This is a genomic window from Brucella intermedia LMG 3301, from assembly GCF_000182645.1.
Lineage (GTDB): Bacteria > Pseudomonadota > Alphaproteobacteria > Rhizobiales > Rhizobiaceae > Brucella > Brucella intermedia.
In genome coordinates this window covers 353,212-375,934 of the sequence record NZ_ACQA01000002.1, presented here as the reverse complement: position 1 = coordinate 375,934, position 22,723 = coordinate 353,212, and the positions used below count along the sequence as shown (strand labels likewise).

The following is a 22,723-nucleotide window of genomic DNA, read 5'->3' as shown; positions in this document are numbered from 1 at the left end:
CCGCCCCCGGGCCAGACCCGGGGAGAGGGCGAGCAGGCCAAGGGAATCAGACCGTTTTCGTGGTCGTTTTGGTAATGGCCGTGAGTGTTTTGGAAATCGAAGGCATGCGCGCTGCCCCGGCAAGAATGCCGGCAGTTCCAAGCGAAACTGACGCTACGTTGACGCGATCCACGCGGGTTCTCCTTCGTTCGCCACTGCTTTTACGCGGTTTATAGATGGAGTCAATTCTCCATCCCCGCAAGGGGCGCATTTTTTGGCGCTTTATTGCTTCCCTTCAGTATTTCAAGCCGTCAGTTCTGTCTCATACTAAAGACTACTGCACGAATCCCCTTTTTCGGTTCATCATGCAAGTGTGAGGAGAGCGCCCGGACAGTTGAGAGGAACTGTTCCCGGCGCACCAGGCGAACTTCATTTACCCGGTGAAGAAGTATCGCCCTACATTTGCCCGCAGGGCTCTGTTTGGGAGGACAGATTAATGGCAGTCTCGTCAAGTGCCGAGGTCGGCACGCAGAAAATGACGAGCGAAGAACGCAAGGTGATCTTTGCGTCATCGCTTGGTACCGTCTTCGAATGGTACGATTTCTATCTCTATGGAACGCTTGCAGCCTTCATCGGCGCGGCATTCTTCAACGAATATCCGGAAGCAACCCGAAACATCTTCGTTCTGCTCGCCTTCGCGGCAGGCTTCCTCGTGCGCCCCTTCGGCGCCCTTGTTTTCGGACGCATCGGCGATCTCGTCGGGCGTAAATACACATTCCTTGTGACCATCGTCATCATGGGCGCGTCCACGTTCCTCGTGGGTATCCTGCCCGGCTCGGCCACGCTCGGCATTTTCGCACCGATCATCCTGATCGCCCTGCGCATGCTGCAAGGTCTCGCACTCGGCGGTGAATATGGCGGTGCGGCAACTTATGTTGCGGAACATGCTCCGAACAATCGCCGTGGCTTCTTCACGTCATGGATCCAGACCACGGCGACACTCGGCCTGTTCCTGTCGCTGCTGGTCATTCTGGGCATCCAGACCATCATGAGCAAGGAAGCCTTCGCCGCCTGGGGCTGGCGCATTCCGTTCCTTGTCTCGATCCTTCTGCTTGGCATTTCCGTTTGGATTCGCATGCAGATGAGCGAGTCGCCCGCATTCAAGCGCATGAAGGAAGAAGGCAAGACTTCCAAGGCACCGCTTTCTGAAGCTTTCGGCCAGTGGAAGAATGCAAAGATCGCGCTCATCGCCCTTTTCGGCCTCACCGCCGGTCAGGCCGTGGTCTGGTATTGCGGTCAGTTCTACGCCTTGTTCTTCCTCCAGAACGTTCTGAAGGTCGAAAACCAGTCGGCCAATATCATGGTCGCCATCGCACTCCTGATCGGCACCAGCGGCTTCGTCTTCTTTGGCTGGCTGTCGGACAAGATCGGTCGCAAGCCGATCATCATGGCGGGCCTGCTTCTGGCCGCCGTAACCTACTTCCCGCTGTTCAAGGCGCTGACCCATGCCGCAAACCCGGCTCTGGCCCAGGCCGAACAGACGATCAAGGCGACCGTTACGGCTGCTCCCGGCGATTGCAACTTCCAGTTCAACGCCACCGGCACGTCGAAGTTCACCACGTCTTGCGATGTTGCGACAAGCTTCCTCGCCAAGAGTTCGGTGCCTTATGAGATCGTGCAGACAGCAGCAGCCGGAACGCCTGCAACCATTACGCTCGGTGACAGCACGATCACGTCTTACGACGCCGTTCAGGCCGGCGCCGACGCTGCGGCCAAGCAGTCGGCTCTGTCTCACGACGTGAACCTTGCCTTGCAGAAGGCTGGCTTCCCGCTCGTTCGCGATCCCGCGAAGGTGCCCGGACAGCAAGCTCGACGCATTTGTCGCCGCCAATCCGGAACTTCAGTTGAATGCCGAAGCGATCCGCGGCGGCGAGAAGGCCATGGTTCCGGCTGCCGATCTGGTGAAGCAGAAGCTTCTGACCCAGACTGAGGCGGACGGACTGGGCGTCAGCACGCCGCAAGCCGTCTTCACGATCCCGGGCGCCGGCGCATTCAAGATGGTTGCCGACCCCGCAGAGGTCAATTGGGTTCTGACAATCGCTATCCTGACCGTCCTCGTCATCTATGTGACGATGGTGTATGGCCCGATTGCCGCGATCCTCGTCGAGATGTTCCCGACCCGCATCCGCTACACCGGCATGTCGTTGCCATATCATATCGGCAATGGCTGGTTCGGCGGTCTGCTTCCGGCTGGCGTGTTCGCACTCAGCGCGGCCAAGGGCGATATCTACTACGGCCTCTGGTATCCGATCATCATCGCCTCCATCACCTTTGTGATCGGCATGATCTTCGTCAAGGAAACCAAGGGCGTCGACCTGCACAAGCTCGACTGACCATCGTCAACCGCAAAAAACGGAACGCCGCCTCCAGGGGCGGCGTTTTCATGTTCGTATGGTGTACTATCGGCGGTATTGCGCCTCGATTTCGATCAGCTTCTGCTTGCGCCACAGACCGCCACCGTAGCCCGTCAGCGATCCGTCCGCGCCGATCACGCGATGACAAGGGATAATGATGGCAATCTGGTTCGCCCCGTTGGCCCGCGCCACCGCGCGCACCGCAAGCGGCTTTTCCATGGCCTGCGCAAGTTCGCTGTAGCTACGCGTGTCCCCTGCCCGGATATTCTGAAGTTCGCGCCAGACATGCTGCGTGAAAGCACTGCCATGCAGAACCAGCGGCAGGTCGAACGTCGGGGAATTGCCCTCGAAAAAGGCATTCAGCTGTCGCTCGACAAGATCATGCGTGTCGAAACGGCCAATCCCCAGATCGCCGCGGCAGGTGGCATATAGTTTCTTGAGCTCAGCGGGCAGCGCCTTGCGATCGACGAATTCGAGAAGATGCAGGTTTCGCGCGTCACAGATGGCGATCATCGTACCGAGCGGCGTCCTGATCCAATCGGCCCGCAGCAAGCCATCGCCGCGCAATTTTCCGGGCGGCAGTCCGAGAATACGCGCAAAGGCGCTGCGGAAAGCTTCGGGAGATTCAAATCCCGCGTCGATCTGCGCATCGATCACACGCCCGCCATCGGCAAGCGCCTGGAACCCGTGCCGCAGGCGCTCCTGCCGCGCCATTTCGAGAAACGTCATTCCGAAATGGCGGCGGAAACTGCGACGGACGGTCGAAGGATCAAGCCCCAGCCGGGCCACATCCTCTTCGCCCCAGCGCCGCTCCGGTTCGGCTTCAAGGGCGTCGAGAAGCTTCCTGACGGCTGGTTCCGCTTCGGCGGCGGGCTGTAACGGATGGCATCTTTTGCAGGGCCTGAATCCGTCGGCCATGCATTCGGCAACCGATGCGAAGAAACGGCAGTTTTCCGGTTTCGGTTTGCGCGCCGGACAGGTCAGGCGGCAGAAAATTCCAGTCGAGATAACGCCGACATAGGCCCTGCCCTCAAAAGCGGCATCGCGGGCGACAAGTGCATCGTAAAGTTTGTTTTGATCAGGGAGCGTGAACAACATGCCGCTATTCTTATGCAGCGAAGCAGGAATTTACAGCCTCAAATCGGGCACTTATTCAAAAAAGAAAAGCCCGCCACGCAGATTGCATGACGGGCCATATATCAAGCGATCCTGTCGCGCTTATGCAGCGGAAAGCTTGGAGAACTTGTCGAGGATTGCGTCACCCATTTCGACGGTGCCGACCTTGGACTTGCCTTCCGACCAGATGTCAGCAGTGCGCAGGCCATCATCGAGAACCTGTGCAATCGCTGCTTCCAGACGATCCGCTTCGTCGACGAGATTGAACGAATAACGCAGGCACATGGCAAGCGAAGCAATCATCGCAATCGGGTTGGCAACGCCCTTGCCGGCGATATCCGGTGCCGAACCGTGAACCGGCTCGTAAAGCGCCTTGCGCTTGCCGGTTTTGGAATCGACCGCACCGAGCGAAGCCGACGGCAGCATGCCGAGCGAGCCGGTCAGCATCGCGGCCACGTCCGACAGCATATCGCCGAACAGGTTGTCCGTGACGATGACGTCGAACTGCTTCGGCCAGCGCACGAGTTGCATGCCGCCAGCATCGGCCAGCATATGTTCCAGTTCCACGTCGGCATGCTTTTCCTTGTGACGCGCGGTGACGACCTGATTCCACAGGACGCCCGACTTCATCACGTTGCGCTTTTCCATCGACGTGACCTTGTTGCGGCGCGTGCGCGCCAACTCGAAGGCGACATCAGCGATACGTTCGATTTCGTAGGTGTCGTAGACCTGCGTATCGATGCCGCGCTTCTGGCCGTTGCCGAGGTCGATGATTTCCTTCGGCTCCCCGAAATAGACGCCGCCGGTCAGCTCGCGCAGGATGAGGATATCGAGACCTTCGATAACTTCCGGCTTCAGCGAGGAAGAATGGGCCAGCGCCGGATAGCAGATGGCCGGGCGAAGATTTGCATAAAGCTGCATGTCCTTGCGCAGACGCAGAAGACCGGCTTCAGGGCGCACTTCATAGGGCACGCTGTCCCACTTCGGACCGCCAACGGCACCGAAAAGCACGGCATCGGCGGCCAGAGCCTTCTCCATATCCGCATCGGAAATCGCCTGACCATGCGCATCATAGGCGGAACCGCCAACCAGACCTTCTTCCGTCTCGAAACCGAGATTGAGGCCTGAGTTGAGGAAAGCGATGATCTTGCGGACTTCCGCCATCGCCTCTGGGCCGATGCCGTCGCCGGGCAGGAGAAGGAGTTTTCTGGATGCCATAATGCCAAGCCTCTGTTTTATTTCGCATATTCCGCAAAACGGAGATCCGCTTTTTCAAGAATATCACGTTCAAATTCACGACAACAACAAACAGCAGGAGGCCGTCCGCCATCATCTTTATCAAGTTCCGCGAGGGTTATAGAGCCCCGTTGTCCGACAAGCAATAATGCGCGTGGCTGAAACTAATGAAAAAGATAGGGGCTTGTGTGGAAATTATATAACAGCGGAAAAAGCAGACATGGCCCGGCGCGTCAAGCCTCCAGCCAGCACCAGAAAGGCCCGCGATCACTCCGTCAAACTGCGCGCTTCTGACGGCAGCATGATGGGAATGCCGCCCCGGACCGGATAGGCAAGCTTTGCCTTGTGCGAGATCAGTTCCCCATGTTCCGCGTCATACTCCAGCGCCCCTTTGGTTATAGGGCATACGAGAAGTTCCAGCAGGCGCACGTCGATATTGCCGGTTTCCGTCTTGTCGTCCATGATCCTATTCCTGAAATCTACTGTAAACGCGATCCGAAATCGTCGTCCTTCACTCGGGCCAGCACCATTTCGGTGATGGCGATCAACGTCGCTGCACGCGTCTTCAAATCCGGGGCTTCCAGAAGCGCCTGTTTTTCAGCCGGGCCGAAAGGCGACATGATGGAGAGCGCATTGACGAGGGTCTCGTTGTTTGCCCGCGCGATGCTATCCCAATCGGCTTCCAGATTGTGCGCCTCGAGATAATCCCGGAACGCACCCAGCAAGGCTTCACGGTCGATCTCCGATGACTCCCGCGACTGCTCCAGGTCGGCAAGGAACGGCATGATCCGGCACTGCCGATAAGGCTGGCGGCAATTGATCTCCTCGCGCACGCGAAAACGGCAGATGCCCTGCAAGGTGATCAGCAACCGGCCATCGCCGGTTTCGGCAAAAGTGGTGATACGGCCAAGACAACCGACACTGCTCAACTGCGGGCGAAGGCTTTCGTCCAGCTCGTCGGTCGGCTCATCATCCTCGCCGTCGATTTTGGGCTGGATCATGCCGATGATGCGCTTGCCGGCCAAAGCATTCTCGACCATCGCCAGATAGCGCGGTTCGAAAATGTTGAGCGGAAGCTGGCCACCGGGCAGAAGCAGCGCCCCTTTCAACGGGAAAACCGGCACAGTCTCAGGAATATCCGCGCCCGTCCTGTAACGGGCATTGCCCACTTGCATTACAACCTCCCTTTAGGGCTCACGCGACATGCGCCCTAACAGTTGGAATCCGCATGGCGGGGCAAAGCGCAATTTGTCCGCCATGCTCCCGACCGCTTGCGGTCAGGAAAACAGAAGCGACGACAGCTTGCGCCGTGCGCCGAGCGTCGCGGGATCGGCATTGCCCCATGCCTCGAAGAACTGGAGCAACTGCTTGCGCGCGCCGTCATCGTTCCACTCGCGGCTGGCCTTCATGATGAAAAGCAGCTCATTGGCCGCATCTTCACGCCGCCCCTGCGCGTTACGCACCTGCGCAAGATCGAACCGGGCCTGATAATCATTGGAATCAGCCTGAATTCGCTTTTCGAGTTCAATCGGATCACCGATGAGCTTGACCTGGTCGGCCAGTGCAAGGCGCGCTTCCAGCGCCCGGACGGCAGGCGCGTTCTGCTTGTCTGCCGGAATCTGGGCCAGAATTTCCCGCGCCTTTTCCGCGTCGCCGGATTCCAGAAGGCAGGTCGCAAGACCGACGACTGCGTCGACATTATCCGGGACTGCATGAAGGATCGACGAGAATATCTCCGACGCCTGAACGAAATCGCCAGCTTCAACCAGTTCGTTCGCCGCCGCGATTGCCTCGGCAATTGCAGTTTCCGCGTCACTCGGCCCACCAACCTTGGCGATGAACTCCTTCACCTTCGATTCAGGGACAGCTCCCATGAAACCGTCAACCGGCTGACCGTTGACGAAAGCAATGACTGCCGGAATGGATTGAATGCCAAGCTGGCCGGCAATCGCCGGATGGTCGTCGATATTCATCTTGACCAGCTTGACGGCGCCGCCAGCCTCGCGGACCGCCTTTTCAATGATCGGGGTCAACTGCTTGCAGGGACCGCACCATGGCGCCCAGAAATCCACCAGCACCGGCTGCTTGCGGGATTCTGCGATTACATCCGCCTGAAAGCCTGCCGTCGTGGTGTCCTTGACGAGATCCGCTCCTCCAGCAGCGGCCTGCGGCGCGCCGAAAGAGACATTCGCCGTCATCTGGCCACCCGCGCCAGCATAAGGATTGTTTTGGCTGCTCATAAGAAATTCCTTCGTATTTTCCGGTCGATGCAACGCTCCGCATGCAAGCCCGCGTCGTTCATTCAGTTCGTATCTTCGAAAGCCAATTTCAAGACGGTCGATTCAGCAGTTGCGCTGTAACTTAGCGCTTCTGTTTCCCACTTCAATCGCCAATCGCCGCGTGGGAAAACTGCCGTTCCGACCACCAGTCTATACCTAAGCATCAGCCTTGGCACGCTCGGAAACGGCCAGAATGCGCGGTTCGTGTCCTGTGGACTTGAGGAAAGCAACCAGATCGTCGCGCTTGATGGAAGTCGTGGCTTCGTTGGTCAGCGGATGCCCATTAATGACATCATGCTTCATGAGATCGGCATCGAGGATCACCTGCACATTGTGTGCGGTATCGTTGACAGCGCCGAATACGGTGACCGAACCGGGAATCACACCCAGATAATCCATCAGCTTTTCCGGCTTGCCGAACGAAACACGGCTTGCCGCACCGATCAGTTGATGGATCGATTTCAGATCGACCACCGCGTCCTCCTCGACCGTCACGAGAAAGAAATTGTCCTTCTTGTCTTTCAAGAAGAGATTCTTCGTGTGACCGCCCGGAATTTCACCGCGCAGGCTTTGGGAATCGGCAACCGTGAACAAGGGAGGATGTTCAACAGTCTTTACTTCGATACCGAGTTTATCAAGATAGTCGTGCAGTTCGCTCGGCGACAAAGGCATGGTCCCACCCCATTCTGTTCGGCATTGAATATGTTGCACATGTCGCCGCGCTCCTCACGCTTCGGCGACACACCACAGCTTATAGACCAAGGATAGAGGCTTAGAAACCACGCAAAACAAATTGGATTGCTTGTCCGAAGCACTGCGGTCTGACTCGCACCAATCCTACAGAATTCAGCGCCCCGAGCAGGCGCCTGTCTCCTGTCCGGGGAAGAAATCACAGCTGAAACCAGCCCCTGCACCTCAAAATAACGACATGAATACAGATAGTTAGCCAACGCCTCACAGCCAATTTCGTCGAAATGACATTTTCATGTAATTTCCCTGTTGCAATCTCAGAAGCGTTAGTTCATATACCGCCTGCCTGACGGAAACGACTGGCGCGAGCGGGTGTAGCTCAGGGGTAGAGCACAACCTTGCCAAGGTTGGGGTCGAGGGTTCGAATCCCTTCGCCCGCTCCAGTTTTCCGTTAAGTACAGGCAACAAAATCCCGGCTTTGTCCGGGATTTTTGCTTTTTCAGGTGTATTTCCATACGATTTCTGCAAGGTCACCTGTTCAGCCAGCGCCAAGCGCCAGCTGAATCCTCGACCTGTGAATAAAGCGACGCATCAGGTGACCACGTTTTCTTCGTATGTCCGTTTAACCCCCGGCACACAGAGACAAGCTGGCACGATCAACACGGCAATAAGCATCATCGCTATGAAAGTCGTGTGCAGCGCATGTTGAAGGGCTAGCCGAAGTTCCTGCTGATCTATGAGCATGTCGGCGCCATTCAGGAGATCCCGCAGTTGGTCTGACGTAATAGCCTGGTCATGATTGGCGTTGGCAAGACCGTAGGTCAGCACCGCGCCCAGAATGGCTGCTCCGAGCGTGCTGCCAAGATTGCGCGAAAAGACATTCGATGCAGTGGCACTGCCGCGCTCGGACCAGTTCACGCTGTCCTGCGTCAGGATCAGCGCCCCGATGTTGAGCAGGCCCATTCCGAAACCCATGATCAGCGAACCGGCGCCCGCCATCGTGGCCGAGCTTGACGGGTCAAGCATGACCAGCAAGGAGGTTCCGATCGGAATGCAAATGCTTCCGACAATCATGATCGGACGCAATCCAAACCGCGTAAACTGTCGCGAAGCAATCGTCGCTCCGCAAGGCCAGCCGAGCAGCAGCATGGTCAACGCAAAGCCCGCGACCACCGGAGAACGGTCGAGAACCGTCTGCACATACATCGGCAGAAACGTCGTCAGTCCCATGATCGACATGCTGGCAAGGAAAACCGCCAGATTGGAAAATGCTATCGGTCGCTTCAGCCACAAGCCGGGCGCGACCATGGGTTCCTTTGCGCGCCGTTCCTGCCAGATGAAGGCAACCAACGAAAAGCCGAAGAGAACCAATGCCAGAACCGCTTCCGGCGAGACAGCGCTTTCCATGAGGGTAAGCGCAATCATCAGGGATGAAATCGAGACCGCAAAAAGCGCTGCGCCAAGCACATCGACCGATACGGGCTTGGAGCGTTTTTCTTCATGCAGGAAGAGGAGAAAGCCCGACGCCGCCAGCATACCGACCGGCACGTTTATCCAGAACACCCACGCCCAGCTGAGATTGTGAATGATCAGGCTGCCAAGGAGCGGGCCGACAACGGCTGACAGCGCCCACACGCTGGCGAGGTATCCCTGAACCTTGCTGCGCTGTGCGCCCGGAAAAAGGTCAGCGACAACAGTCATGGATGCGGGCTGGATCGCCCCTGCCCCAATGCCCTGCAATAGCCGGAAGACAATCATCGAAGGCATCGACCATGCAAAGCCCGCCAGTATCGACGCGATCAGGAAAAGGGCGATGCCGAAAATCAGCACTGGCTTGCGACCGTATATATCGGCCAGTTTTCCAAACACGACGGTCGTCGCGGTCTGGGTCAAGAGGAACGATGAGAAAACCCAGGAATAGAGATTGAGCTGGCCCAGTTGCGCAGCGATCTGCGGCATTGCGGTCGATACGATTGTCGCCTCGACTGCAATCATGGCCATGCTTGCCATGATCGCGGCAACAACGAGCCCGCGATGAGAATGTTTTTCTGTCATGGATTGCCTTCAGACCGGAACGGTCGTCGTTGAGGGGAAGCCTCCTCGCTCCCAACCCTGTTTCTTAGACCTGCCCGATCACCACCGCAATAGGTTGCCCGCCCCGATCGGTACACATTATTGCTACCATGTGTCCACCTATCAGCGGTCAGGCGTGCCAGAACGGCTCTCGAGCGGTTTGTCCATCACGATGCGGCTTGTTTTAACAGGCAACCTGTCCGACAACGCTTCACACTTTTGAGACACTTGGAGAATGACCATGACAAACAGCACGACGCCCTATTTCCTTGAAGACACGGATGAGAGCGAGATTTCCTCCGATGTCGCAGGTATCGGCAACCTGCTGGTAACCACGCATATTCCCATCCGGGCAGATGGCACAATGGAAACCGGCGATATAACCGCTCAGAGCGAATGCACGCTCAACAGTCTCAGGACTTCACTTGAAAAGGCAGGCAGCAGCCTGGCAAACGTCATTCATTTGACGATCTACCTGACCGATATCAACGAACGTCCTGCCTTTAACGAGGTTTACCTGCGCTTCTTCAAGAAACCTTTTCCGGTTCGTTGCGCTGTCGGCGTGGCGGGGCTGGCCACGCCGGAGATGCGGGTCGAAGTCACGGCTATGGCGGTACGCAATCAGTAGCCGCCGACACACGGCGTTACTCGCCTTATCGGGGCCGTGGGACATGAACGGCCCCGACCTTGTGACTCCCTGAGCGGAATCCTGCAGGATTAGCATATAATCATACGCTAATTTCATAATTCGTTTCTGCGAGCGGCCTAGCCGACGCTTGCGTGTTTATGCAATGCTCGTGCGTCAGACCAGTGGAGGGGTCGATAAGATGAGAAAAATCATAACAATAATGGGTATTGCAGGCGCTATTCTGGCAACGGGGTTCACGGCTCATGCGGGAGAGACGCTGGATCGCGTCATGGAAAAGAAGGCCATGGTTGTTGCAACCAATGCAGGCTGGCCTCCGCAAAGCTTTCTGGACGATTCCAATCAGCTCGTGGGATTCGACGTTGACGTTGCCAATGAGATCGGCAAGCGTCTGGGCGTCGCCGTATCCTTCGAGACACCGGACTGGGCAACCTTGACCGGCGGGCGCTGGCAGGGGCGCTATGACGTAGGCGTCGGATCGGTCACGCCGACCAAGGCGCGCGCCAATGTCATCGATTTTGCCGGCATTTATTATTACAGCCCATATGTGTATGTCGTGCACAAGGACAGCGAAGCGAAATCGGTCGCTGACCTCAAAGGCAAGGTTATCGGCGTCGAGACAGCCACCACGTCGGAAGATTATGCGCGTCACCAGCTGGAGATCGACGCACCCGGCCTTCCCCCGATCGAATACAAGCTCGAACCGGGTGAAATTCGCACCTTCGCGGATTCCATGCTGCCGTTCGACGACCTGAGACTGGGAGATGGCGTGCGTATCGATGCGATCGTCGCACCGGAGCAGACGGCCCAGAACGCCATCAAGAACGGCTATCCCGTAAAAATCCTCGAAGGCGACTATGCCTTCCGTGAGCCGCTCGTCGTTATCGCCGAGAAGAACGATCCCGAATGGACCGCCAAGATTGGCGAAATCATCAAGCAGATGAAGTCCGACGGCACTCTCGGGACACTCACCGCAAAGTGGTACGGCAAGGACTACAGCGCCGACTGACCTTTCCCTTGCTTCGATATTGAAATGAGCCATCCATGCGGTGGCTCATCCGATACCCCTATTTTGGTGTTACGATGACATATCCCGTCACTTACTACAGCCGTACCAAGGCAGACGACTTCGCACGTCCGACGCTGGAGCGTGAGATAACAGCAGATGTCGCGGTGATTGGCGGCGGACTTGCCGGATTGTCGGCGGCCTTGCAGATGGCGCGCGCCGGCAAGAAAGTAGCTGTTCTGGAAGCCGAAAGCATTGGCTTTGGCGCATCAGGGCGCAATGGCGGATTTGTCAGCCCCGGTTTTGCGACCGGCGGCGATGCGATTGCCGCCCGCGCCGGGGGCAATGTCGCCAGAACGCTTCACGAAATGTCGATCGAAGGCGTCGAGTTCGTTCGCCAGAACATTGCCTCGCTGAACATCGAGGAAGCCCAGCTATCACCCGGCATCATGAGCGTTCGTCGCTATGATGATGGCGACAGCCTGAAACACTACGCCGACGAACTCTACCGCGACTACGGCTACAAGCTCGATTTCCATACAACAGCCGAAACCCGCGACATTTTGAATTCCAGGCGCTATTTCCAGTCTGTCACTGACCCCAATGCCTTTCATATCCATCCCTTGAATTATCTGCGGGCGCTTGGGCGCGAGATAGAGCGGCTTGGCGGGCGGATAGTCGAGCACAGCCGTGTCGTTCAATTGCTCGACCACGGTGATGGCAAGCTTGTAAAGACGGCCCAGGGACAGGTCAAAGCAGGCGCCGTGCTGATAACCACCGGCGGCTATACAGACGGGCTCGTCGGGCAGATCAAGCGGGCCTACCTGCCCATCGCAACCTATGTAATGGTAAGCGAGGAAGCGCCCGAACTGATTGCGTCGGCAATTCGCACCACATCCGCCATCGGTGATAACCGGCGGGCGGGCGACTATTACCGCGTGATCGACGGCGGCCGCAGACTGTTGTGGGGCGGACGCATCACGACAAGAGCAGCGGATACGCCCGGCGTCGTGCGGGAACTGCGCAGCGAAATGGAGGGGACCTACCCTCAGCTCGCTTCGCTGAAGACGGAACTCGCATGGTCGGGCCTTATGTCCTATGCGAGACATCTCATGCCACAGATCGGCAAGCTGGACCGCGCCACCTGGTATTGCACGGCATTTGGCGGCCACGGGCTCAACACGACCGCCATCGGCGGCAAGGTCGTCGCCGAAGCCATCTGCGGACAAAGTGACCGGTACAAGCTTTTCGAGAAATTCGGGCTGGTCTGGGCCGGAGGAGCTGCGGGTCTCGCAGCTGCCCAGCTGACCTATTGGAAATTGCAGATGCAGGATTGGCTTGCCGAGCGAAAAGCAGGCTGACAGGGGAGAGAATATGCTCGGGAGGTTTTTTCTGACACGGCCGGAGGCCGCTAAACGAACTGTTCAGGTAGCTCTTTTTGTTATCCTGACAGCGCTCTTCTGTTTCATGAATGTCCGGTTCTCGGGCATAACAAACTGGCTGGGGATCGATCCCAAAGTCGCGAAGGCGGGTTTCACCAAGGCGACGTTGCTTTCCTCTGTTCTGCTCAGTCTCATAATCTTCGCCAATTGGAGCTTTCTGAGACTTTTTCCGCGTTGGGCACAGATCATCGCCATTTGGACGGAACTGTTCCTGCTGCTGATGATCTTCTTTTATTCATTCAATCTCTCGTTTGAATTCATCGCCAGAAAGGTCGGATTTCTCATCAGTCAGGGCGTCGTCACGACGCTTTATATTTCCACCGCCTCCATCTTCTTCGCAACCGTTCTGGCGCTCATCGGGGCTGTGGCCAAACTCTCCAAGAACGGTCTGGTCTACGGTCTGGCGACGTTCTACACCTCGCTCTTCCGCGGCCTGCCATTGCTGATGCAGATTTACATTATTTACCTCGGCTTGCCGCAGGTGGGTTATGTCATCGGGCCGATTCCCGCCGGTATTCTGGCGTTGTCGCTGTGCTACGGCGCTTACATGACGGAAATCTTTCGTGCCGGCATCGAAAGCATCCCGCGCGGACAGCAGGAGGGTGCTGCGGCCTTGGGCCTCGGACCATCACAAACAATGTGGCTGGTCATTCTTCCTCAGGCAATGCGCATCATCATTCCGCCAACGGGCAACCAGTTCATAGCCATGCTGAAAGACTCGTCGCTGGTCTCCGTCATCGGCGTATGGGAACTCATGTATCTTGCCCGCACACAAGGCCAGACCGAGTTCCGGCACATCGAAATGCTCATAACCGCATCGATGATCTACTGGGCCCTGTCCGTCGTTCTGGAATATGGCCAGGCGAAACTCGAAGCTCGCTTCAAACGTTCTCTCGTGCGTTGAACGCGTCATCATAGAGGCGTCGGGCCTGAAGCAACATCAAACGAAAATCGGCGCGGTATTACCGCGCCGATCCATTTTTCGGAACCTTTTTCTGACTATCGCCGCCACCTGAGCGACATGCATGACAGGCCTGCATCGATCCGCCCGATTTCGCCTGTCTTGAGGGGGACAACCTTATATCCCTCCTTATCAAGCTTATCGATCGTGCGGGGATAGTCCGCGCCGACGAAAACGACATCGTTGACCCGAAGCGCATTGGCGGCTGCCTCTTCACCTTCCGGCGTCACAATTTCACGCATGCCTCGAAAGAAGCCGGAACCCGCCAGCCTGTGCGTCGCAAGCACCGTCTCCTCGTCCAGCAGCGAGCAGTCGGTCTTGAAGTGCAGTACACCCTTCGGCGTCTCGACAATTTCAGCGGCGCGTCCGAGCCCTGCCAGTGCAGCCCGAAGCCCTTCGGCGCCACTATTGTCGGTACGCGCCGACAGGCCGATCATCACCACCTTGGGCGTCACCAGCACATCACCGCCATCGGCGAAACCCGGCGAAGGGAGCGACACGACATTCTCAAAGAGCGAACGCAGAACCGGTTCGATTTCAGCCGTCTCACCCATGCGCGATGGTGCGCCGGGACGCAGCAGAACCGCGCCTTCGTGGAACACCAGCGCCGGATCTTCTACAAATATCGAATCCGGAAAATCTTCCATCGGCGGCAGAACCGTCACCTCGACACCAGCGTTTCGCAACGCCTGCACATAGGCTTCGTGTTCTTCCCTGACACCTTCGTAGGTCGGATTACCCCTGTCATCGGCGCGCAAACCATTGACGACGGATCGCCCCGGCGTGCGGACGATAGCTGCATTGAATTGATAAACGGCGGTCATGGAAATCACTCGGGTTTGAGATAGGCTTCAGCAAGCTCGGTCCAGAAGGCCGCGCCGAGGGGGATCAGATCATCATTGAAATCGTAAGACGGATGATGGAGCTGGAAATCGTTCTCTCCTTTGCCGCCCCCCACAAAGAAGTACGTTCCGGGTCGCTCACGGAGCATATAGGCAAAATCCTCGCTGCCCATGAAAGGCCGCTCCAGATCGATCACATTCGTCGCGCCAAACGACTTCACCGCCAGGGAGCGCGCGAAATCAGTTTCCGCGGTATGGTTGATCGTCGCATCATAACTGCGCAGATAATCCACTTCAGCGGTGAGTCCGAAGCTCTCTGCCTGATGCGCTGCAACACGTTTGATGCGTTGCTCGATCTGATCGCGAATGGTGGGCGAAAAAGTGCGAACACCGACGACGATTTCTGCCGTCGACGGAATGATATTGCTGGCCGAACCACCATGGAATGCGGCAACGGTCACAACCGCCGGGTCGAGCGCTGGCACGTTACGCGACTTGATGGTCTGCAGGGCCACCACAATCGAAGCGCCCGCTGTTATGGGATCGGCAGTTTTTTCCGGTTCCGAACCGTGGCCGCCGTAGCCGTTCACCCTGATAAATGCCTCATCGACCGCAGCCATGATCGGCCCATCGCGGAAGGCAAACTTGCCGAGGGGAATGCCGGGATCGTTATGAAGGGCAAAAACAGCATCACAAGGAAAACGGTCGAACAATCCTTCGTCTATCATGATCTTGGCGCCGCCGAAATTCTCTTCCGCCGGCTGGAAAATCAGATGAATGGTTCCGTCGAAATTGCGCCGCTCAGCCAGAGCCTTGGCAGCACCGAGCAACATCGTCGTATGGCCATCATGTCCACAAGCATGCATCAGACCCGGGGACTTGCTGGAATAGGGCAGATTTGTCTGCTCATGAATGGGAAGCGCGTCGATATCGGCCCGAATGCCGACCGACTTCCGGCCCGATCCATTCGTCAAAGTCCCGATGATCCCCGTTTTCGCAAGTCCTCGCGTGACCTTGTATCCCAGAGCCTCGAGCTGCCGCGCAATGATCTCGGAAGTCCGTTTCTCCTCGAGCCCCAGTTCAGGGTGGGCATGAAGGTCATGCCGCAGTGCTGTCAGCTCTGGAAGGTTGTTGCTAATAGCAGTTGAAAAATCGCGCATTCAAGCACCTCTTGTCGGAATTCGGTTCTCAAGACGCCGGAAGACCAGGACCAGACCAGCGGTCAATATCATGTAGATCAAGGCCAGCAGCAGAAGCGGCTCATAAGTGAGATAGGTTTCCTGGCGCACCCGCGAAACAACGCCGTAGACATCGACGACGGTTATGGTTGCCACCAGCGGCGTCGCTTTCAATTGAAGGACCGTTTCGCCGTTCAGTGTCGGCAGGGCGCGATGGATCGCGCGCGGCAGCCAGATACGGCGAAACACTTTCCAGGGCGACATGCCGAATGCACGACCGGCCTGCAGCTCACCGGACGGCACACCGGCAAACGCACCGCGCATGACCTCTCCCTCATAGGCCGCGAAAGAGATCGTCAGCGCGGCAAGTCCATATGGCCATGCCTCGCGCAGATAAGGCCAGATAAAGGAGCCGCGAATGCCGGGAATGGAGGGGAATAGCGAACCAAGGCCGTAATAGAGCAGCCAAAGCTGCAGCAGCAATGGTGTTCCCCGGATGACGGTGCAGAACGCCTTCGCTGGCCAGCTCAACCACCATGGGCCAGTCACCTGAAGCAATCCGAGGGGAAGAGCCAGCATAAACCCCAGAATTGCAGACCCGAACAGCATAAACAGAGTTACCACGATGCCGGAACCCAGACGAGGCAGGTATTGCGGCAGCCAGTCCCAGCGGCCAAACACCACCGCCGAGGCAAACAGTGCGATAGCGATGACAATCAGCACAAGACGGTGCGGTTCGAGCCAGTTTCTGGCGGATGTCCGGTTTTCCAATACTGCTGAAGATGTGCTCATCTCAGTCAATCCGTGCGAAACCACGGCGCGCGCGCCGCTCGACAATGCCGATGAAGACGTTCGAAATCAGGGTAAGCCCGAGGTACAGCACGCCAGCCGCCATGAAGAACAGCAGATAATGCTTGGTCGTGCCCGCTGCCTGTCTCGTCACCAGCGTCAGTTCGCTAAAGCCGACAACCGCCAGAAGGGCTGTATCCTTGGTTGAGATAAGCCACAGATTGGCAATGCCAGGTATGGCGAAGGGCAGCATGGCCGGTATCGTGATGCGTCTGAGCATCTTGGACGGGGGCATGCCGAATGCGCGCGCTGCCTCGATCTGGCCGGGCGCGATCGCTTTGATCGCACCGCGCAGGACTTCCGTCGAATATGCGCCCTGCACGACACCGATGACAAAAATACCGGCCGCAAGCCCGCTGATATCGACTTTGCCATGGCCAAACAGAGCAAGCAGCTGGTTCAACAGGTCGGTGCCCGCGTAGTACAGGATAAGGATCAGCACCAGTTCCGGCACGGCGCGGACCACGGTTGTATACACTTCCAGAAGGTCGCGAATGATCGGGCCGCCATAGAGCTTGCCCAGCGCACCGAACATGCCGATCAGCAGACCGAGCGAATAACCGCCAACGGCAATTTGCAGCGTGTGCCAGAAACCCTGCAGAAGCACCCCTCCCCAACCCGGCGGATTGAGAGCAAGCAGGCTCCAGTTGATCAGTGGTGCGTCCATGGGCAGTTCCGTTCATGCTGAAATCAGGGAGGCCAGCCGAAGAGATACCGGCTGGCCAGCAAACTCACTGGCCGTAAATGTCGAAATCGAAATATTTTTTGGTGAAGGTATCGTAGGTTCCATTCGCGCGGATGGCCTTGATCGCGGCGTTCAGCTTGTCCTTGAGTTCCGTATCGCCCTTGCGCAATCCGATGCCCACGCCCGGCCCTAGAACTTCAACATCCTTAGCGACGGTTCCCTTTTCCTCGCAGCATGCCTTGCCGTTATCCGTCGCAAGGAACGTTCGCAGAGCCAGCGAGTCCGCCTGCACGGCATCGATGCGCCCGGCGGTGAGGTCGTTGTTGGCTTCGTCCTGCGTCTGATACTCCTTGATCGTGGCACCGGCGGGCGCGAAATGCTTCACCGCATAGGCCTGATGGATGGTAGAAACCTGCACGCCAATCGTCTTGTCCTTCAATCCCTCCGGCGTCGCGTCGAATTTGAGATCCTTGGTGCCGATGACGATCGTTGGCGTATTATAATATTTGTCCGAGAAATCGATCGTCTTGAGGCGTTCAGGCGTCATCGACATTGAGCCGACGATCATGTCGATCTTGCCGGTGGTGAGTGCGGGGATGATGCCATCCCAGGCGACCGGCGTTATCACGCAATCAAGCTTGGCCTCTTTGCAGACTGCATCCGCAAAATCGATTTCCCAGCCGTGCCATTTTCCCGTGGCGTCCGGTTCCGTGAAAGGGGGATAAGGTTCGGCTGCGATACCGAGCTTCACCTGTTCGGCACTTGCCGCCCCCACGCCCGCAAGGGCAAATGTTACACCCACGCACAGACTAGCTAAAAGACACTTCATTGGTACTCCTCCCATTCCCATTTCAGTGTGTTGAACTGATAAATTTCTTCAATCGCTCGGATTTGGGCGCCCCGAAGACCTCTTCGGGAGGTCCCTCTTCCTCGATCCTGCCATCGTGCAGAAAAACGATATGATTGGCGACCTTGCGCGCGAACTTCATCTCGTGCGTAACCAGGATCATCGTGCGCTTTTCCTTGGCCAGATCACCGATAACAGTGAGAACCTCGCCTACCAGTTCAGGGTCCAGCGCGGATGTCGGCTCGTCGAAAAGCATCACCAATGGCTCTATCGCCAGCGCCCGCGCAATCGCGGCGCGCTGCTGCTGGCCACCGGACATGAATGCAGGATAGACGTCTCGCTTCTCGTAAAGTCCGACGCGCCTTAAAAGCGCTTCGGCACGCTCTGTCGCTTCGGCCTTGGGCACGCCCAGCACATGCACAGGCGCTTCGATCACATTCTCCAGAACGGTCATGTGCTGCCAGAGATTGAAGCTCTGGAAGACCATTCCAAGCCGCGTGCGAATACGCTCGATCTGCCTTCGGTCCGCAGGTATCTGGCCGCCATTGCCGGCGTTTCGCATGGCGATGGTTTCACCGTGGATGCTGACCGCCCCCGATGTTGGCAGTTCCAGCATGTTAATGCAGCGAAGAAATGTCGATTTGCCGGAGCCCGATCCGCCAATAATGGCGATAACATCGCCCTCGCGCGCCCTGAGTGAAACGCCTTTAAGCACCTCGAGATCACCGAAACGCTTGTGAAGGTCGACGACGGAGATCGCCTCTTCGCCTTGACTCATGCAGCACAAACCTCCCTTGGCCCGACACCTTTACGGTTTGTCGCAAGCCACCTGGATATTGCTTTATTATCAGCCACTTCGGAGTTTTTTCGACTTCTCGACAAGCGGCCAACCGTTCCCTTGACGTTGACTATACACTTGAATAAGTATTGCGCAAGTGCATAGTCAGACATCGAGGGGAGGAGAGGATGACCGCATCGTTTCGACGTGCGCCGGACTTCGATCGTCGCACGGACATGATAGAGGCTACGCTCGACTGCATTGCCGATCTCGGAATACAGGCGACAACGGTTCGTGCAGTTGCGGCGCGTGCAGGCGTCAGCAATGGCCTGATCCGCCATCATTTCGCATCGAAGGCCAATCTCATCGCCGCCGCCTACCAGCGCATGATCGAAATGATGACCCTGCCCGCGTTGAGCGTTCTGGAATCGGATGGTGGCACGCCCCACGACCGGCTGACGCGGTTCATCGCAGCCAGCCTTGGCGGAGCCGTGGCCGATCCCCGGATGCTTTCGCTCTGGGCGACTTTCGTCAGCCAGGTTCATCTTGATCCGGATCTGGAGCACGAACATCGCGAAGGTTATCTCGCTTTCCGGCGGGCGACGGAGACCTTGATTGCCGAGGTGTTGTCGGCAGAAGGCCGGGAACCGACCCCGCAATCGTGCCGGAACCTTGCCATCGCGGTCAACGCCCTGATTGACGGCCTTTGGATCGAAGGCTGTCTCAGCGCGGATGAAATCGACGAAACCACGCAAATTGGCATCGGACTAAGCTCAATCGGCGCTCTTCTCGGCATCGAGCTTCCTGACGCGCCACCACTTCCGAGAGAATGACATGCATTACGCCTCCATCACCGATAGACTCTCAGGGCTGGGTTCGGACAAATGGCGGGTTCATGCACGAGGCAGGGAACTGCGCGCGCTTGGCCATCCCGTCATAGAATTTACGATCGGTGAACCCGACGTTGCCCCCGATGCCTCGCTGCTCGAAGCCTGCAATAACGCCATGCGCGCCGGACGCACACGCTATTCCAGCGGTCGCGGCGAACCGGCGGTGCTGGCGGCGCTGGCGGCAAAATATTCAAAGCGCACCGGCCGTGCCATCACCACCAGTAATGTCCTCTATTTTCCCGGAACCCAAACAGCGCTTTATGCCGTTCTGACAGGATTGGTCGAGAACGGCGACAAGGTTCTCGTCCCCGATCCCTATTATGCGACCTATGAAGGCGTGGTGCGGGCGCCCGGAGCCGATATCGTCCCGGTGCCACTGCGGGCCGAAGATGGCTTTCATCTTCGAGCGGAAATACTGGAAGCGGCAATCACGCCCGGCTGCCGGGCATTGCTTCTCAACAACCCTCACAATCCGACCGGAGCGGTTCTCACAAAACCCGAAATTGCCGCGATCAGCGAAGTCTGCCGCAAGCACGATCTCTGGATCGTTTGCGATGAGGTTTATGAAGATCTTACTTTCGGCGCCGCATTTGCGTCGCCGCTCGACCTTCCCGAAATGGCTGATCGCACCATCGTGGTCTCCTCCATATCGAAGTCACACGCAGCCCCCGGCTTTCGTGCAGGCTGGGCGGTCGGTTCCGAGGAGTTTTGCCAGAGATTGCTGCCTTTCTCCGAATCCATGCTCTTCGGTGGACAGCCGTTCATCGCCGACATGGCAGCCTATGCGCTGACACATGATCTGCCGACAGCCTCAATCATGCGCACGCAGTACAAGGCGCGGTCCGAGCTGATCGTGGAGCGTTTGCAAGACGTTGCGGGGATCAAGCCCCTGATGCCGGAAGCGGGCATGTTCGTGCTGCTGGATATTGGCGGCACTGGCCTCAATGGGGAGGAATTCGCCAGCCGGCTGCTTGAGGAACACTACGTCTCGATGATGCCCGGCACGTCTTTCGGTCAGGTCGCGAAGAATCTGGTTCGCATGAGCGTCACCGTTCCTGAAGACAGCATAATCGAGGCATGTGACCGCATCGCCCGTTTTGCCCGCAGCCTCAACTACAGAGCGGAAAGTCTGGTTTCATGAGCAGCGAAATAACGGTCGGGCAAGCGCTGATCCGCCTTCTGGAAGCTTACGATGTCGATACAGTATTTGGCATTCCGGGTGTGCACACAGCCGAACTTTATCGTGGCCTTGCCGGATCGAGCATCCGGCATGTTACCCCGCGCGACGAACAGGATGCGGGCTTCATGGCAGATGGCTATGCGCGGGTTTCCGGCAAGCCGGGTGTCTGCCTGCTGATTACCGGTCCGGGACTTACCAATGCGATAACCCCGATGGCCCAAGCGCGAGCCGATTCCATACCGATGCTCGTCATCTCAGGCGTCAACGCGCGCCACACGCTTGGACAATATAAGGGACACCTGCACGAGCTTCCCGATCAGGCCGCGACCATGCGAACAATCGCCCTGTCGTCAGAGCGACTGGAACAGCCCGGCGACCTTGCAGAACTGGTTGGCCGTGCCTTCGCCCGTATGAAATCCGGACGTCCGGGCCCTGTCCATATTGAAATCCCGACGGACCTTATGGAAGCTCCGTTTGAAGGAAATTTGCGCAAGTCCCCGGCAACTGCGAGCGCTACGGCTGTGGATTCCAATGTCGGAAAAATCAAAGCCGCCGCGACACTTTGCGCCGAAGCCCGCCGTCCTTTGATCCTCGCAGGCGGGGGCGCCAACCGGGCGGGTGATGCGGTTTCCACCCTTTCGCAGATGCTTGACGCCCCGGTGGTGACCACAACGAACGCCCGTGGTTTGCTTGGCCGTCATCCGCTCGCGGTGCAGGCAAGCCCCAGCCTGCCGCCTATCCGCCAGCTGATCGCCGATGCCGATCTCGTCATTGCGATAGGAACCCAGTTCGGTCCGACCGATTACGACATGTATGTAGATGGAGGTTTCGAGCCTCCTGCCAGAATGATCCGCATCGACATAGACCCGGATGCGGAGGCAACCAGCGCCCCGGCTGGCCTGATGATCGTGGGCGATGCCGCCCCAATAACGGCAGAGCTCATCTCTGCTCTGCAGCTTCTTCCTCAGGCACCACGTGAGGACGGAAAGGAGCGCGCAACGGCGGCCAAGGCTGCAGCATACGACTTCCTTTCTCCCAAGATGCAGGCTTTGACCGGAGTTCTGGACACCATTCGGGATGCCCTGCCCGGCAGTATCATAGTCGGGGATTCCACGCAGCTCGCCTATGCCGGCAACCTTTTCTTCGAAGCCGATGGCACACGAAGCTGGTTCAATGCTTCGACCGGGTACGGAGCGCTCGGATTTGGTCCCCCGGCCGCAGTGGGCGCCAGTCTTGCGCAGGCTGACACACCGGTGGTCTGCCTGGTGGGAGACGGCGGATTCCAGTTCTGTCTCGGCACCCTCGGCACTGCCGCAGACGAAAAAGCGCCTGTGATTTTCGTCGTCTGGAACAATCACGGTTATCAGGAAATCGAAGATTACATGCTTTCTCGGGGTATCGAGCCCGTGGGCGTGCGCCCGACACCTCCCGATTTTCTCAAGCTCGCGCAGGCCTATGGCATCCCGGGGGAACATATCCGTCTGACTAATCAACACAATCAGGATGCGCTTCATCCAGGCGCCCTCGACCTTGCGCAACTCGCCGGTGCGCTTCACCGCGCCCAGGCGGTCGAGGGGCCCGCACTTATAGAAATAACGACGCCATAGGCCGGGACGGTCTGGCAAAGCGACT

21 protein-coding genes, 1 tRNA gene and 1 pseudogene are annotated in these 22,723 nt (G+C 57.8%); 9 read left to right on the top strand and 14 right to left on the bottom strand.

Translation table 11 applies throughout. The annotated features are described in order from the left end of the window. Positions 1 to 46: 46 nt before the first annotated feature. Positions 47 to 172, bottom strand: a complete 126-nt coding sequence (locus tag OINT_RS24305; RefSeq protein ID WP_006472225.1) for a hypothetical protein — start codon at positions 170 to 172, stop codon at positions 47 to 49. Positions 173 to 475: 303 nt separating this feature from the next. On the opposite strand from OINT_RS24305, the pseudogene OINT_RS14240 reads away from it, so the two are divergent. After that, positions 476 to 2,372: pseudogene (locus tag OINT_RS14240) on the top strand (MFS transporter). Positions 2,373 to 2,438: 66 nt separating this feature from the next. Here OINT_RS14240 and OINT_RS14235 read toward each other — a convergent pair. The 6 genes from OINT_RS14235 to OINT_RS14210 all read right to left on the bottom strand — a co-directional run bounded on the left by OINT_RS14235 (position 2,439) and on the right by OINT_RS14210 (position 7,696). Next, positions 2,439 to 3,491, bottom strand: a complete 1,053-nt coding sequence (locus tag OINT_RS14235) for a bifunctional transcriptional activator/DNA repair enzyme AdaA (protein WP_006468555.1) — start codon at positions 3,489 to 3,491, stop codon at positions 2,439 to 2,441. A 120-nt stretch (positions 3,492 to 3,611) separates the two neighbouring features. Then, positions 3,612 to 4,727, bottom strand: coding sequence for a 3-isopropylmalate dehydrogenase (leuB, locus tag OINT_RS14230; protein WP_006468554.1), 1,116 nt, complete (start codon positions 4,725 to 4,727; stop codon positions 3,612 to 3,614). Between the two features lie 285 nt (positions 4,728 to 5,012). Next, positions 5,013 to 5,207, bottom strand: a complete 195-nt coding sequence (locus tag OINT_RS14225) for a Trm112 family protein (protein WP_006468553.1) — start codon at positions 5,205 to 5,207, stop codon at positions 5,013 to 5,015. 17 nt (positions 5,208 to 5,224) lie between these two features. Beyond that, positions 5,225 to 5,920 carry an LON peptidase substrate-binding domain-containing protein gene (locus OINT_RS14220; RefSeq protein ID WP_006468552.1) on the bottom strand — a complete coding sequence of 232 codons (696 nt, stop codon included), beginning with the start codon at positions 5,918 to 5,920 and terminating at the stop codon, positions 5,225 to 5,227. Positions 5,921 to 6,022: 102 nt separating this feature from the next. Next, positions 6,023 to 6,985 (bottom strand): thioredoxin, encoded by a 963-nt coding sequence (trxA, locus tag OINT_RS14215; RefSeq protein ID WP_006472223.1) that lies wholly within the window; start codon positions 6,983 to 6,985, stop codon positions 6,023 to 6,025. 195 nt (positions 6,986 to 7,180) lie between these two features. After that, positions 7,181 to 7,696, bottom strand: coding sequence for a prolyl-tRNA synthetase associated domain-containing protein (locus tag OINT_RS14210; RefSeq protein ID WP_006472222.1), 516 nt, complete (start codon positions 7,694 to 7,696; stop codon positions 7,181 to 7,183). Between the two features lie 386 nt (positions 7,697 to 8,082). On the opposite strand from OINT_RS14210, the gene OINT_RS14205 reads away from it, so the two are divergent. Further along, positions 8,083 to 8,157: transfer RNA gene (locus tag OINT_RS14205), tRNA-Gly, on the top strand. A 148-nt stretch (positions 8,158 to 8,305) separates the two neighbouring features. Here OINT_RS14205 and OINT_RS14200 read toward each other — a convergent pair. Beyond that, the gene (locus tag OINT_RS14200; RefSeq protein WP_006468549.1) at positions 8,306 to 9,769 is read right to left on the bottom strand and encodes an MDR family MFS transporter; all 1,464 of its coding nucleotides are present in this window, start codon (positions 9,767 to 9,769) and stop codon (positions 8,306 to 8,308) included. A gap of 259 nt (positions 9,770 to 10,028) precedes the next feature. Here OINT_RS14200 and OINT_RS14195 point away from each other — a divergent pair, with 259 nt between their 5' ends. From OINT_RS14195 to OINT_RS14180, 4 genes are all read left to right on the top strand, one after another. After that, complete coding sequence (locus OINT_RS14195) at positions 10,029 to 10,415, top strand: RidA family protein (RefSeq protein WP_006472221.1); 387 nt, start codon at positions 10,029 to 10,031, stop codon at positions 10,413 to 10,415. A gap of 199 nt (positions 10,416 to 10,614) precedes the next feature. Continuing rightward, positions 10,615 to 11,442, top strand: a complete 828-nt coding sequence (locus OINT_RS14190; RefSeq protein ID WP_036565478.1) for a transporter substrate-binding domain-containing protein — start codon at positions 10,615 to 10,617, stop codon at positions 11,440 to 11,442. A 74-nt stretch (positions 11,443 to 11,516) separates the two neighbouring features. Continuing rightward, on the top strand, positions 11,517 to 12,800 hold the full coding sequence (locus tag OINT_RS14185) for an NAD(P)/FAD-dependent oxidoreductase (protein WP_036565489.1): 1,284 nt from the start codon (positions 11,517 to 11,519) through the stop codon (positions 12,798 to 12,800). A 13-nt stretch (positions 12,801 to 12,813) separates the two neighbouring features. Beyond that, complete coding sequence (locus OINT_RS14180; RefSeq protein WP_006472219.1) at positions 12,814 to 13,785, top strand: amino acid ABC transporter permease; 972 nt, start codon at positions 12,814 to 12,816, stop codon at positions 13,783 to 13,785. 95 nt (positions 13,786 to 13,880) lie between these two features. Here OINT_RS14180 and OINT_RS14175 read toward each other — a convergent pair whose 3' ends face one another. The 6 genes from OINT_RS14175 to OINT_RS14150 all read right to left on the bottom strand — a co-directional run bounded on the left by OINT_RS14175 (position 13,881) and on the right by OINT_RS14150 (position 19,021). Continuing rightward, positions 13,881 to 14,666 (bottom strand): arginine deiminase family protein, encoded by a 786-nt coding sequence (locus OINT_RS14175; protein ID WP_172491083.1) that lies wholly within the window; start codon positions 14,664 to 14,666, stop codon positions 13,881 to 13,883. 5 nt (positions 14,667 to 14,671) lie between these two features. After that, complete coding sequence (locus OINT_RS14170) at positions 14,672 to 15,844, bottom strand: M20 aminoacylase family protein (RefSeq protein WP_006468543.1); 1,173 nt, start codon at positions 15,842 to 15,844, stop codon at positions 14,672 to 14,674. Next, positions 15,845 to 16,654 carry an ABC transporter permease gene (locus tag OINT_RS14165; RefSeq protein ID WP_050791021.1) on the bottom strand — a complete coding sequence of 270 codons (810 nt, stop codon included), beginning with the start codon at positions 16,652 to 16,654 and terminating at the stop codon, positions 15,845 to 15,847. Between the two features lies 1 nt (position 16,655). Then, positions 16,656 to 17,378 (bottom strand): ABC transporter permease, encoded by a 723-nt coding sequence (locus OINT_RS14160; protein WP_006468541.1) that lies wholly within the window; start codon positions 17,376 to 17,378, stop codon positions 16,656 to 16,658. 64 nt (positions 17,379 to 17,442) lie between these two features. Further along, entirely contained in the window at positions 17,443 to 18,225 is a 783-nt protein-coding gene (locus OINT_RS14155) for a transporter substrate-binding domain-containing protein (protein WP_036565473.1), read from the bottom strand. A gap of 22 nt (positions 18,226 to 18,247) precedes the next feature. Continuing rightward, a complete protein-coding gene (locus OINT_RS14150; RefSeq protein WP_006472216.1) occupies positions 18,248 to 19,021 on the bottom strand; it encodes an ABC transporter ATP-binding protein in 774 nt (257 codons plus the stop codon). Positions 19,022 to 19,209: 188 nt separating this feature from the next. On the opposite strand from OINT_RS14150, the gene OINT_RS14145 reads away from it, so the two are divergent. From OINT_RS14145 to OINT_RS14135, 3 genes are read left to right on the top strand one after another with little or no spacing between them, the layout of a single operon-like run. Next, positions 19,210 to 19,854 carry a TetR family transcriptional regulator C-terminal domain-containing protein gene (locus OINT_RS14145; RefSeq protein ID WP_006472215.1) on the top strand — a complete coding sequence of 215 codons (645 nt, stop codon included), beginning with the start codon at positions 19,210 to 19,212 and terminating at the stop codon, positions 19,852 to 19,854. Between the two features lies 1 nt (position 19,855). Beyond that, a complete protein-coding gene (locus OINT_RS14140; protein ID WP_006468537.1) occupies positions 19,856 to 21,052 on the top strand; it encodes a pyridoxal phosphate-dependent aminotransferase in 1,197 nt (398 codons plus the stop codon). Further along, positions 21,049 to 22,698: a 5-guanidino-2-oxopentanoate decarboxylase gene (locus OINT_RS14135; RefSeq protein ID WP_006472214.1), complete on the top strand. Its 1,650-nt coding sequence runs from the start codon at positions 21,049 to 21,051 to the stop codon at positions 22,696 to 22,698. Before OINT_RS14140 ends, OINT_RS14135 begins: the two co-directional genes overlap by 4 nt. Positions 22,699 to 22,723 lie beyond the last annotated feature (25 nt).